The sequence below is a fragment of the Paraburkholderia sp. RL18-101-BIB-B genome (assembly GCF_046026985.1).
Classification (GTDB): Bacteria; Pseudomonadota; Gammaproteobacteria; order Burkholderiales; family Burkholderiaceae; genus Paraburkholderia.
Genome location: NZ_JARESV010000097.1, coordinates 1 through 12,072, shown reverse-complemented (window position 1 = coordinate 12,072; position 12,072 = coordinate 1). Strand labels below are relative to the sequence as shown.

At 62.2% G+C, this 12,072-nt stretch carries 11 protein-coding genes and 1 pseudogene; 8 read left to right on the top strand and 4 right to left on the bottom strand.

Annotation, left to right across the window (positions count from 1 at the left end):
• Nucleotides 1-278: 278 nt before the first annotated feature.
• The 7 genes and pseudogenes from P0D73_RS45185 to P0D73_RS45155 all read left to right on the top strand — a co-directional run bounded on the left by P0D73_RS45185 (nucleotide 279) and on the right by P0D73_RS45155 (nucleotide 5,734).
• Nucleotides 279-671 (top strand): RidA family protein, encoded by a 393-nt coding sequence (locus P0D73_RS45185; RefSeq protein WP_408320933.1) that lies wholly within the window; start codon nucleotides 279-281, stop codon nucleotides 669-671.
• Between the two features lie 14 nt (nucleotides 672-685).
• Nucleotides 686-1,681, top strand: coding sequence for an amidohydrolase family protein (locus P0D73_RS45180; RefSeq protein WP_408320932.1), 996 nt, complete (start codon nucleotides 686-688; stop codon nucleotides 1,679-1,681).
• A gap of 11 nt (nucleotides 1,682-1,692) precedes the next feature.
• On the top strand, nucleotides 1,693-2,421 hold the full coding sequence (locus tag P0D73_RS45175) for an RraA family protein (RefSeq protein ID WP_408320930.1): 729 nt from the start codon (nucleotides 1,693-1,695) through the stop codon (nucleotides 2,419-2,421).
• Nucleotides 2,418-3,074 (top strand): RraA family protein, encoded by a 657-nt coding sequence (locus P0D73_RS45170; RefSeq protein WP_408436192.1) that lies wholly within the window; start codon nucleotides 2,418-2,420, stop codon nucleotides 3,072-3,074. Before P0D73_RS45175 ends, P0D73_RS45170 begins: the two co-directional genes overlap by 4 nt.
• Nucleotides 3,071-3,709 (top strand): RraA family protein, encoded by a 639-nt coding sequence (locus P0D73_RS45165; RefSeq protein ID WP_408320926.1) that lies wholly within the window; start codon nucleotides 3,071-3,073, stop codon nucleotides 3,707-3,709. Before P0D73_RS45170 ends, P0D73_RS45165 begins: the two co-directional genes overlap by 4 nt.
• An 11-nt stretch (nucleotides 3,710-3,720) precedes the next feature.
• Nucleotides 3,721-4,611: pseudogene (locus P0D73_RS45160) on the top strand (DODA-type extradiol aromatic ring-opening family dioxygenase); the annotation flags it as partial.
• Between the two features lie 163 nt (nucleotides 4,612-4,774).
• Nucleotides 4,775-5,734: a Gfo/Idh/MocA family oxidoreductase gene (locus tag P0D73_RS45155; RefSeq protein WP_408320922.1), complete on the top strand. Its 960-nt coding sequence runs from the start codon at nucleotides 4,775-4,777 to the stop codon at nucleotides 5,732-5,734.
• Nucleotides 5,735-5,764: 30 nt separating this feature from the next.
• On the opposite strand, the gene P0D73_RS45150 is transcribed toward P0D73_RS45155, so the two are convergent.
• Complete coding sequence (locus tag P0D73_RS45150) at nucleotides 5,765-7,111, bottom strand: MFS transporter (protein WP_408320920.1); 1,347 nt, start codon at nucleotides 7,109-7,111, stop codon at nucleotides 5,765-5,767.
• A gap of 336 nt (nucleotides 7,112-7,447) precedes the next feature.
• On the opposite strand from P0D73_RS45150, the gene P0D73_RS45145 reads away from it, so the two are divergent.
• Nucleotides 7,448-8,626: a Gfo/Idh/MocA family oxidoreductase gene (locus P0D73_RS45145; RefSeq protein WP_408320918.1), complete on the top strand. Its 1,179-nt coding sequence runs from the start codon at nucleotides 7,448-7,450 to the stop codon at nucleotides 8,624-8,626.
• Between the two features lie 54 nt (nucleotides 8,627-8,680).
• Here the strand turns inward: P0D73_RS45145 and P0D73_RS45140 are convergent, their stop codons facing one another.
• From P0D73_RS45140 to P0D73_RS45130, 3 genes are all read right to left on the bottom strand, one after another.
• Nucleotides 8,681-10,117, bottom strand: a complete 1,437-nt coding sequence (locus tag P0D73_RS45140; RefSeq protein ID WP_408320916.1) for an MFS transporter — start codon at nucleotides 10,115-10,117, stop codon at nucleotides 8,681-8,683.
• A gap of 23 nt (nucleotides 10,118-10,140) precedes the next feature.
• Nucleotides 10,141-10,689, bottom strand: coding sequence for a glutathione peroxidase (locus P0D73_RS45135; protein WP_408320914.1), 549 nt, complete (start codon nucleotides 10,687-10,689; stop codon nucleotides 10,141-10,143).
• A gap of 83 nt (nucleotides 10,690-10,772) precedes the next feature.
• The gene (locus P0D73_RS45130; protein ID WP_408320912.1) at nucleotides 10,773-11,774 is read right to left on the bottom strand and encodes a PhnD/SsuA/transferrin family substrate-binding protein; all 1,002 of its coding nucleotides are present in this window, start codon (nucleotides 11,772-11,774) and stop codon (nucleotides 10,773-10,775) included.
• Nucleotides 11,775-12,072: the final 298 nt, after the last annotated feature.

Genomic DNA, 12,072 nt, shown 5'->3' with positions numbered 1-12,072 from the left:
GCATTGCGGCGCTTTCCGCCGCCGCGCGGATGGTGAACGAAGTTTAGGAATCTAATAACAGGCTGTCAATCCTGAGTTCCCGCCTACGAACCGCAACGCGCTCGCACGCGCCGGTGTTGCGCTGCGGGAGTGACGCCATGCGGAAGCGGACGCAACGAACACGTCAAAAATTGCCTTGACAGTGCCGGGACAGTGCATGATATTAGAGACCTAAGTAGCCATCTATGCATTCATCCCACGCATGGCATGACACGTCATGCGAAGCCAGGAGGAGACAGATGAATCAGCACGAAGGGCGCTCACTCGAAGTGCCGGGTGTCAGCCACGGTAATGCGCCGATCCCGATGGGCGCGCGCGTCGGCAACATGTTGTATTCGTCGGGTATCCCAGGCAAGGATCCCGCCACGGATACGCTTCCCGATACCGCCGAGGCCCAGGCCCGCTTTGCGTTTCAGACCATGCGGGCGCTGCTGGCAGCGGGCGGCGCGGGTCTCAGGCACCTCGTTCGCATGACCGTCTACATCAAGGACGACAGCGCGCGCGCCGCAGTCAATCAGGAATGGTTGCGCTGCTTTCCGGATCCGCACGACCGGCCCGCGCGCCACACGCTCGTCTATGACCTGCCGGGCGGCATGCTGGTCCAACTGGAAGTCATCGCCGTAGTCTCGTGAGGAGGTTTTCCGACATGCCTATGATCATCGATTCTCATGCACACGTTGTCGTGCCGCTCGAAAGCTATCGCTACATGGCCGAACTGGTCGGCAACCGGGGCAATCCGAGCAGCGCGCCGACGCTGACCGAGAAAGCGGTGCGCGACGCCGCACAGACCATTATCGACATCATGGATAAGGTCGGCACCGACATCCAGTTTCTTTCGCCACGCCCTTACATGCAGATGCACTCGATCAAGCCGGCCAAAGTGCCGGCGCTCTGGGCGCGTCACATGAACGACCTCGTGTATCAGACCGTGCAGATGTTCCCGACGCGGTTTCGCGCAGTGGCCGCACTACCGCAATTCCGCGACACGTCGCCGGTCAACTGCTTTGAGGAACTCGACTTTCGCGTGAAGGAGCAGGGGTTCATCGGTTGTCTGCTCAATCCTGATCCGACCGAAGGCGAAGGTCCGCAGCCTCCCGGACTCGGCGATCCGTTCTGGTATCCGCTGTACGAAAAGCTCTGCGAACTCGACATTCCCGCACTCGTTCATTCGGCCGGCAGTTGCCAGTCGCGCGAAAGCTACACAATGAAGTTCATCAACGAGGAGAGCAATGCGATCGTTTCGTTGACCAATTCGGACGTGTTCGAGCGCTTTCCGAATCTGAAGCTGATCTTGCCGCACGGTGGCGGCGCCATTCCCTATCACATGGGCCGGTTTCGCGCTTGGGCCGTGCGTAAGGGCGGCGAGTCGTTCGACGACAAGCTCAAGCGTTTGTGGTTCGACACCTGCACATACGACAAGAACGCGCTCGAACTGCTCTTCAAGACGATCGGCACCGATTGCGTACTGTTCGCCACTGAAAATCCCGGCACCGGCAGCGCGACCGATCCAACGACCGGACGGGCGTTCGACGATCTGAAGCCGGTGATCGAAGGCATCGATTTCCTGAGCGACGAAGACCGCGACAAAATCTTCGAGTGCAATTGCGCGCGCCTCTACACGCGCTTCAAGAACTACAAATAAAGGGAAACGTCATGAACGGCAATTCAGCCTTGCCGGTGCAAGCCCAGCGTCATCCAGACGACGAGCAGCAGCTCGCGTTGGTGAAGCGCCTCGCCAGGCTCGACACGTGCGCGGTATCCGACGCGCTCGACCGGCTCGGCCTGCGCGGCGTCGCGTTCGGCCTGCGACGTCTCGCCGGAACGCATTCGTTCGCGGGCCGCGTGATCACGGTGACACTCGGTCCGGCGGATGGCGCGACCGCGCCCCGCCATCTGTGCACCACGGCGATCGATATGGGCGGCGCAGGTGACGTGATCGTGGTCGAGCATCACGCGCATCAGGAGGCCGCAGGGTGGGGCGGCATTCTGTCCTATGCAGCGAAGCGCAACGGTATTGAAGGCGTGATCGTCGACGGCATGTGTCGCGATATCGACGAAGCCGCTGGACTGGATTTTCCGGTGGTGGGCCTGGGCGCGGTGCCGGCCACCGCGCGGTCGCGCGTGATGGAGACGGCCTGCCAGGATCCCATCGTCGTGCGCGGCATTCGCGTGTATCCGCACGATTTCGTGCTCGCGGACGGCAGCGGCGTCGTGTTCGTGAAAGCAGCGCGAGCGTTAGAGGTGCTCGAACTGGCGGAGTCGCTGGCCGAGCGCGAAAGGCAGATGGTCGAACGCCTGCGCGCGGGCGAACCGGTTAGCGCGGTGATGGGACATCAATACGAAAGCATGCTGGACAAAAACGCTTCGAGGGGACAGGCATGACAGACAGCGCTGTTTCGTTACTGAGCCGCATGGATACGACCACCATCTCCGATGCGCTCGACAAGCTGGGGATCGCGGGACAGTGCCTGGGAATCGCACCGCTCGATCCCACTTTCCGCATGGCCGGTCCCGCATTCACGGTTCGCTACGTGCCGTGCGGCGTGCATGGCGGCACGGTCGGCGATTACATCGACGATCTGCCGGAAGGAACCGTCGTGACGCTCGATAACCAGCAGCGTGTCAACGCGACCGTATGGGGCGATATTCTGACGATCGTCGCCACGCGCAAGCATCTGGGCGGCACGGTGATCGACGGCGTATGCCGTGACGCGCCGCGCGCAATCGAGATGCGCTATCCCATCTTTTCGCGCGGCACCTACATGCGTACCGGCAAGGATCGCGTCGCGGTCGACGCGGTGCAATGCACTGTGTCGATCGGCGGCGTGCGCGTCAATCCCGGCGATCTGCTGGTCGGCGACCGGGACGGCGTGGTCGCCGTGCCAAAGGAGCGGTTCGAGCAGGTTGCGGAAGTGGCGCAGCGCATCGATGAAGCAGAGAACCGGATTCGCGAGGCCATCGAGCGCGGCGAACGCCTCGACGAGGTGCGCAAGACGCAGCAATACCATTCGCTGCAAACGCGGGACCGGTCATGAGCGCGTCATATTCCACCGAATTGCTCCACCACGCGCGACGGCTCGGGTCCGCTACCTTGCACGAGGCCGGCGGCAAGGTCGGCGCGCTACCCTCGGCGATCAAGCCGCTCGACATGCATTGGCGCCTTGCCGCGCCGGCCTTCACCGTTGCCGGCCCCGCGCTGGACAACCTGTGGTTGCATCGCGCGATTTATGCCGCGCCTAAAGGTGCAGTACTGATCCACGAATGCGGCGGCTACGTCGAAGCCGGCTACTGGGGCGGCGTGATGACGAACGCGGCGCTCGCCCGCGAACTGGCCGGTTTCATCAGCGAAGGCGGCGTGCGCGATGTCGAAGAACTGCGCGCGTTGGGCCTCGCTGTGTTTGCCGCCAACATCTGCATCCGCGGCACGGGCAAGCGCGCGGACGGCGCGGGCGCGCAGGGTGGCCCGGTGCTGATCGGAGATGTGCTCGTCAGCACGGGTGACCTCGTGGTGGCCGATGCCGACGGCGTGGTCGTGCTGCCCGCCGCGAGCGCGGCAAACATCGTGTCCAAGGGCGTCGAGCGCGAAGAGAAGGAGAGGGACATCGTCGCGCGACTCAAACGCGGCGAACGCTCGCTAGATATTTACGGCTTGCCGGAGAACGCACAATAAGGGAGTGAGAGATGGCTCAAATCGTGCTCGGTATCGGCACGTCGCATACGCCGCTTTTTACGCTCGACAGCAGCGACTGGTGGCATCGGGCGCAAGCCGATTTCAATAACCCGGCGCTCAATCTTTCGGACGGCCGCCGTCTGAACTATGCGCAGTTGCTTGCCGAAGTGGGTCCACGCTACGAAGAAGCCGCGCAGCCCGAAGAACTGCATCGCAAGGCGATCAGGTGCGACGCCGCGCTCGATTATCTTGGCGACATGCTGGAACTGGCCGCACCCGACATCGCGTTGATCGTCGGCGACGATCAGGGCGAACTGTTCGGCGCTGACAATCAGCCGGCATTCGCGGTGTACTACGCGGACAATCTCGTCACTAGCGACGCCTACGGTCACGAAGGCAGCCCGGACTGGGTTCGCACCATGGGCCGCGGCTATATGATGGACGATAACCACGCCATCCGCGGCGAGGCGGAGTTCGGCCTGAAAGTTGTCAATGGCCTGATCGAGCGCGAAGTGGATGTTGCCGCGGTGGCGCGCATTGGCGATCGTGAGCGCTGCGGGCTGGGTCATGCATTCGGTTTCGTGGTCAAACGGCTGTTTCGCAGTCGGCCCATTCCCGTGGTGCCTATTCTGCTGAACACGTATTTCCAGCCGAACGTTGCGAGTGCATCGCGTTGCTACGATATCGGCGCGAAGCTGCGTGATGTCCTTGCCGCGATCGACGGCAACGCACGTGTTGCGATCATCGCCTCAGGAGGGCTGAGTCATTTCGTTGTGGATGAAGCGCTCGATCTCGGCGTACTCGAAGCGCTCGAATGCAACGACGCACGCGCCTTGCGAGGGCTGCCGCGTGGTGCGTTGAATTCCGGGTCATCGGAGATACTGAACTGGGTGCTGGCGGCCGGCGCGCTGCAATCGCTGCCGGTCGTGTGGAAAGAGTACGTTCCGATCTACCGCACCCCCGCCGGAACCGGGGTGGGCGCGGCCTTCGTTGTCTGGAAACCCGGCGTAACGGATCGCGCGAACTTCGCGTGCTGCCCGCGCCGCAAGCGTTGCGGGAGGCAACATGAGCGAGCCGCTCAGAATCTGCATTGCTGGTGCTGGCGCGTTCGGCGTCAAGCATATCGAGGCTTTGTCCGCGATCGACGGCGCAGTCGTCACGACGCTGGTCGGACGCGACGCCGCGCGGACCGCCGAGATCGGCGCGCGCTTCGGCATCGCCGATACCGCGACGGACTTTGCGGCGACGATTGCCCGCAACGATATCGACGCGGTGATCCTGTGCACGCCGACCGGCGTGCACGCGGAGCAGGGACTCGCCTGCCTTGCCGCGGGCAAACACGTGCAGATCGAGATTCCCATCGCCGATAACCTTGCTGACGCGCAGGCGTTACTCGACGCACAGCGTGCCAGTGGCCTTGTCGGCATGGCGGGTCACACGCGGCGCTTCAATCCGAGCCATCAATGGTTACATCAGAAAATCGCAGCAGATGAGTTGCGTGTCCAGCATCTGGTCGCGCAAACGTTCTTTTTCCGGCGCACCAATACCAACGCTCTCGGCGAGCCGCGTAGCTGGGTCGATCATTTGCTCTGGCATCACGCGTGTCATACCGTTGATCTGTTCGCGTATCAGACGGGTGAGCCCATCACGCTGGCGCGAGCAATCGAGGGCCCGGCCCATCCGGTTCTAGGCATCGCGATGGACATGTCGATCCAGATGAAGTCGCGCTCCGGCGCGCTGTGTACGCTTGCGCTCTCGTTCAACAACAATGGGCCGCTCGGCACCACGTTTCGCTACATCTGCGATAACGGCACTTATGTGGCGAGCTACGACGACCTCGTCGATCACCACGGAAACCCGGTAGACGTGTCGAGCGTCGACGTGTCCATGAATGGAATCGAGTTGCAGGATCGAGCTTTTATCGAGGCAATCCGCACCGGGAGAGAGGCACCGTCGAGCTTCGCGAACGTGCTGCCCGCTTATATCACGCTCGACCAACTCGCTCGTTCGCTGAACGATGCTTAAACGCTAGCGAATCGAGACATCGAACACACATCAAGGGCGGGGCCGCGCGCTCACCAGCGCCGGCTCCTCGGCGCGCACGTCGACAAAGGCCGGGCGCTTCATCAGCGCGATCACCGTGTACATGATCAGTGACAGGCCATTCAGGCCGATGATCATCACGAACGCCGCGAGGAATTTGCCGCCGAATACGCCGACCAGGTAACCCATCGCCGCGGGCGAAAACGAACCAAGCAAATTGCCCAGGCCCACGACGATGCCGGTCGAGCGCGCGATCTGCGTATGCGGGACATAATCGTGCAGCATCGCGCTATGCAGGCCGCCGAAAATCATCGGCGCGGCAATGCCGAGTACAAGCAGGAACGCCGTGACGAGCAGCCACGGCACGCTCATGGCGATCGAGAGGCCGGCCATGGTGGCAAGCGCAACGATGGCGCCGACCCATGCACGGTGACGCGCTTTATCGGCGAGATAGCCGACGAGGACCACGGTGAGGATCGGCGCGATATAGCTGATCGAGATCACGCCGCTCATGCTTTTCATCGACAGTCCGCGTTCCCGCACGAGGTAAGTCGGCAGCCACGTCGTGAGCCCCCACAGAATAGCCGATGAACTGGCGTGAACGAGAATCAGCAAGACGATGCGAATGTTCAGCAACGATTGCGCGAGCGTGGGCTGTTCGCCGCTCGCGGTGCTGACCAATGGCGCCGCGCCGCTGCGGATGTAGGCGACTTCGGCCTCGTTGACGAAGCGCGCTTTCGCCGGAAGGTCGGCGCCGAAGAAGAAGAACAACGGCACCAGCACGAACGAAAAAATCCCGAGCGAAATGAATACACCACGCCAGCCCAGTTCGAGCAGAATCGCCGTGATGATCGGAATGCCTACGGCGATTGCGGCGAATGCGCCGCTCACCCACATGCCGGTGATCCGTGAACGTTCGCGCGACGGGAACCACCGCCCCGTGTAGCTGTTCGCGAGCGGCCAGATGCAACCTTCGGCTGCGCCCAGCAGTGCACGCGCTGCGTACAATTCGACCACGTTGGTGGTGCGGCCGCACATGAAGGTAAAAAACGCCCAGCCGCATATGCTGACCATTGCCGAGCGCCGCGGTCCGAGCCAGTCGATCACGAAACCCCACAACAGCATGCCGATTCCGTAGCCCGCCACGAACAGCGTATTGAGCAGACCGATATGGGCCGGCTTGCCGACCAGATCGAGTGCGTGCAGAAAGGTGCGATCCGCGATCACGACGGACATGTTCGTCTTGTCCAACTGCACGGTGAACGAGAACAGGATCAGGAGCGGCGCGATGACCAACCAGCGGCCGCGAGTTCGCTTGAGGGCACCCGTCGACGCTTCGTGCAGCGAATTTCCGTTCATCGCGTTTCACCGTTCGGTTGTGAACAGACATGCCGATTGTCTCGTCGTGCAGGCCGCGCCGGGATGGAGCGAGTGGAGCGGGGCACGTTGCCGCTGGCGCGGCTATCACTTAGTTATCTAAGCGTTGTGTGCTGAGCATTTTCCTCTCCTTGTCCAGCTTGTCAATCGGGATGCGTACGTTGGAACGTAGAGAAATACCCTCATCGAAATGCGAGCTCCGCGGGGGTTGTGGGTCGCCCACAACTTCATCGTCTTCCTCTATACTTTGGTATCTAATATTAAAGCCCTCATGTCATGTGCAGTGCGATCGAAGGCGACGTTAGCGGAGACAGTCAGATGAAGGGAAGACAGTTTCGGATTGGTGTAGTCGGACTCGGCACGGCTGCGCGCATGATGCTGCCGGCCATTGCCGCTCATCGCGGCATGGTGCTGGCTGCAGTCGCTGATCCCGTCACGGAAGTGCGCGAGTCCGTCGGCGCGCAGTGGGGCGTGCCGGCGTTCGATGGCATCGAATCACTCGTTGCGGCGCAGCATCTGGATGCGGTATACATCGCGACGCCCACCGAGTTGCACGCACGGCACACCCGCATCGCTGTAGAAGCCGGATTGCACGTGCTGTGCGAAAAGCCGATGGCAGCGCATCTCGACGACGCGCAAGCAATGGTGGATGCGGCGGCCCGCGCGCAACGTGTGTTGATGATCGGGCATTCGCGCAGCTACGATGCGCCGATTCACAAGATGCGCGAAATCATCGAAAGCGGCGCGTTGGGGCGTGTGCGAATGGTCACGCAATTGTCGTACACTGACTGGATCTATCGCCCGCGCCGTCCCGACGAACTCGACCCTGCGCATGGCGGTGGCGTCACTTATCGGCAGGGCGCGCATCAGTTCGATGTGATCCGGCTGCTAGCCGGTGGCCTTGCCACGCAGGTTAGCGCGACCACTTTCGATTTCGATGCTGCGCGACCGGCCGTTGGCGCACACACGGTCGTCGTTCGCTTCGCCGACGGAGCCATCGGCAACGCGATCTACAACGGCTATGGCGCGTTCATGTCGGCAGAATTATCAGACGATGTCGATGAAGGCGGCTTTGCCGCCGACCCTGCTGCAATCGGCGCCCGGCGGCGCGCGCATGTGGGCGTACATCAGGACGAAATCGCCGCGAAGCGGGAACGCTCCGCGAAGATGCATCGCGGGCAGCCGCCTTACCATCCGTCGTTCGGCCTCACGCTCGTGAGTTGCGAACACGGCGACATGCGTCAGTCGCGTCACGGTATTTCCATTTATACCGCACAAGGCCGCGAGGACATGGCGTTGCCGATTCCGCCGGGGCCGCAGGACATGGTCGTCAATGAGTTTCATGATGCGCTCGCGGGGTTGAGGGCGCCCGTGCACGATGGTCGATGGGGACTCGCGAATCTGGAAGTGTGCGTCGCCGCGACGGAATCGGCGCGCAGTGGAAAAGAGGTCACGCTCACTCGTCAGGTCGCGGTGCCATCGCCGGTGGCGCGTTAAAACGTTGCGACAGCACGCGCGCCCAACACGCTTCAGGTAAGCAGAGACGCTTGCTTATTGTTGCGCGGCGCCACCGCTCGCAGGTTCGCGCAACAGATGCGCGACGCTCGCGGACGAACGCTCGGCCCAGCGGCTCGTCGACAGAAAGCCGAGCGCGATGATCGCCGCGCCGATCACGACGACACCCCACCAGACCGGATGCGTCGCCTCGGCGAAGTTCATGCCGGTAGCGGTTCGTGCATGCGTAATGACGCCCGCGAGCGCGACGCCGAGCGCAGCGCCGATCTGCCGGCTCGTCGACGCGATCGCCGCGGCGAGTCCCGCCTGCGCGAGCGGCATGCCCGACACGGCCGTGTAAGTAACGGTGGCGTTGACCATGCCGACGCCGCAGCCGAACAGCAGATAGCAGGCGAACAGCGCCGCAAACGGCGTGTCCGGCGCGAGCTGGGTTTGCCAGAGCGCACTCGCCGTCAAGCTGATGCCGCACAGTACGATGTTCGGCCGCGCGCCATAGCGATGCAGCAGCCATCCAGAGAGCGGCGAGCAGACGATCATGCCGAGCGCCATCGGCAGCGTGCACAGGCCGGCCAGCATGGCCGAGAGACCGCGCGTTTCCTGCAGATATAACGAGTTCAGAAAGAGGAAGCCGGAAAAGGCGCCGATCGATCCGATCGCGAGCAGCGTCGCGCAACTGAACGGCACGTTGCGGAAAAAGCGCACGTCAAGCATCGGCTGGCGTTGGCGCGCTTCGTGCATCAGCAATGCGACGGTCGCAAGCGCGGACAGCGCGAAGATGCCGACGATGATGGCCGATCCCCAGCCGATTTCATGACCTTCGATCACGGCGAACGTCAGTGCGGCCAGCGCGATCAAGACGAGTAGTTGCGCCAGCGGGTCGAGTGGTCGCGCCTGCTGTGCGCGCGATTCGGGAACGAGGCAGGCGGTCAGCACGATGGCCGCCGCGCCGAAAGGCAGATTGACCCAGAAAATCGCGCGCCAGCCGATGCTTTGCGTCAGCAGGCCACCCACGAGCGGTCCGATCGCCATCGAAATGCCGACCACAGCGCCCCATAATCCGGTCGCGCGCGCGCGTTCTTTCGGGTCCGTGAAAACGTGCGTGATGATCGACATCGCCACGGGATTCAGCATGCAGCCGCCGAGCGCCTGCACGGCGCGAAACGCGATCAGCCAACTCACAGTAGGCGCCACGCTGCACAGCAGCGAGCCGATCGAAAACACGCCCATGCCGATCTGAAAGATTCGCCGTCTGCCGAAGCGGTCCGCGAGCGAACCGCCCAACATCAGGAACGAGGCGACCACGAGCGTATAGGCGTCGATGATCCATTGCAGCGCGGAGAGCGAGGCGTGCAGGTCGAGCCGGATGGCCTGCAGCGCGACGTTGACGATGGTGACATCCATCGAGACCATCAGCAGGCTCAGGCAGCACGTCGCGAGAATCACGGTGCGCCGGGCGGGCGAGAGTTCCTGCATGGCGGCTGCCCGGCGCTGGGCGCTCAGACGCGCGCGGCGAGCGCGGTGTCGATTGCGGACAGCAGGCGCGGGTCGTCCGCAGTGACGTCGGGCGAGAAGCGCGCGAGAACCGCTCCGTCCCGGCTAATCAGGAATTTTTCGAAATTCCACAGCACGCCTGGAGCGGGATTGGCCGGCACGCCACGCTCGGTCAGACGCTGCCGCATCGGGCCTTCGCCGGTCGCGTCGGGCACGGCTTGGGTCAATTCGTGATATAGAGGATGCTGGTCTTCGCCCACCACCGAAATTTTCGCAAAGAGCGGAAAGCTCACGCCGTATTGCGTGTCGCAGAACGCGCGAATTTCCTCGTTCGTGCCGGGTTCCTGACCTTTGAAGTTGTTGGCCGGGAAGGCGAGAATCTCGAAGCCTTCAGCGCGCTTTCTTTCATATAGCGTTTGCAGCCCTTCGTATTGCACCGTAAGCCCGCATTTTGACGCGACGTTCACGATCAATAACACCTTGCCGTCGTAGGACGACAGATCGGCGGTGTCGCCGGCGTTCGTTTGCAACGGAATCTTGCGGATGGCTGACATGGCGCGCTCCCTGTATTGCGAGTGGACGAGCAGCGATAATACGCGCGCCCGGCGAATGCCGCTGCGCGCGAGGCGCTCACGCCCTATAGATCCACTGTCGACTTTGCAAATACCTCGTCCACGTTGACGCGGTGCGCGGTCAGCCCCTGTTCGTGCAGATATTGGGCTACACGCTCCACGACTGGACGCGAGGCCTTCATGCCATACGCCTTCGGATCCTGAACAAGCGTCTGTTGTACGGACGCATCCACGAGGCCGGTGTCGAGGAAAGCACGCATGCCTTCGAGCGTGTCGCGCTCCGCTTCGTTTTTTGCGTCGACAAATGCATGATAAAGATTGAGTGCGAGCCATGGGTGCTGTTCATACAGCGCGCGGCGGATCACCACCGTGTGATTGATCGGGTAGATGCCGGTCTTGGCGTAAAAGCGCCGCGTTTCAGCCAGCTTGTCCGCAAAGAGCGGTTTGACCTTCTCGACCTTGCTGATGTCGATCGTGCTGCGATCGACCAGATTGCGCGAGGTCAGATAAAGCAGCGTGCCGTCCAGTTCGCCGCTGACGAGCATTTCGCCGATATTCGTCGAGGGTGGAATCTGATTGAGACGAACGCCCTCGGGCGGCCTGAAGCCGGTGGCGCCGCCATGGCTTTTTTCCGGGCCGCGCTCCATGAACCATTCGATGTCTCGAGCCGCCACGCCGAATTCGTGCTCCAGTATGCCGCGCGACCATAACGCCGCAGTCTGCTGGTATTCGGGCACGCCGATACGTTTGCCGCGCAGATCTTCCGGACGTTCGATGCCGCGATCGGTACGCACCAGAATATTTGTGTGGAAGAACTGCCGGGACGTGTAGACGGGCAGTGCAACCCAGTCACGATCGCCACGCGATGCCGCAATGAATAGCGACGAGAGCGACATCTCCGAAACGTCGAAGTCGCCGTACTTCAACTGACGCCAGAACATCTCGGACGGATGCACGACGGTGGGTATCAACTTCACGCCTTGCGCATGCACGCGGCCTTGCGCGAGCGGGCGGGTGCGTTCGTTGTCGGATAGCGCAATGCTCAAGGTGATCGTGTCGCCGCTCATGGTCGTTATCTCCTCGGAGGGAGTGGAAATGTCATCAAGCTGGAGGGGGCAGCCGTCTGCCCGGCTGCATGGTTAGCTTTCTAGTTAGCCGTCTAATAATCGACCAGCACCGGATGTGTGTCAAGCGAGTCGAAGTATGAAAAATGCGGCCTTAGGGCTTTCCCGATGTATGTAGTAACGGGGGAACATGGCTCACGACGTCGATTGACACGATTAACTTAGATGCCTAAACTTAATCCGAAATCATCGATAACCGGTTGACGGGCGGCACTACAAACACGCCGCTTTCGTCATCGAG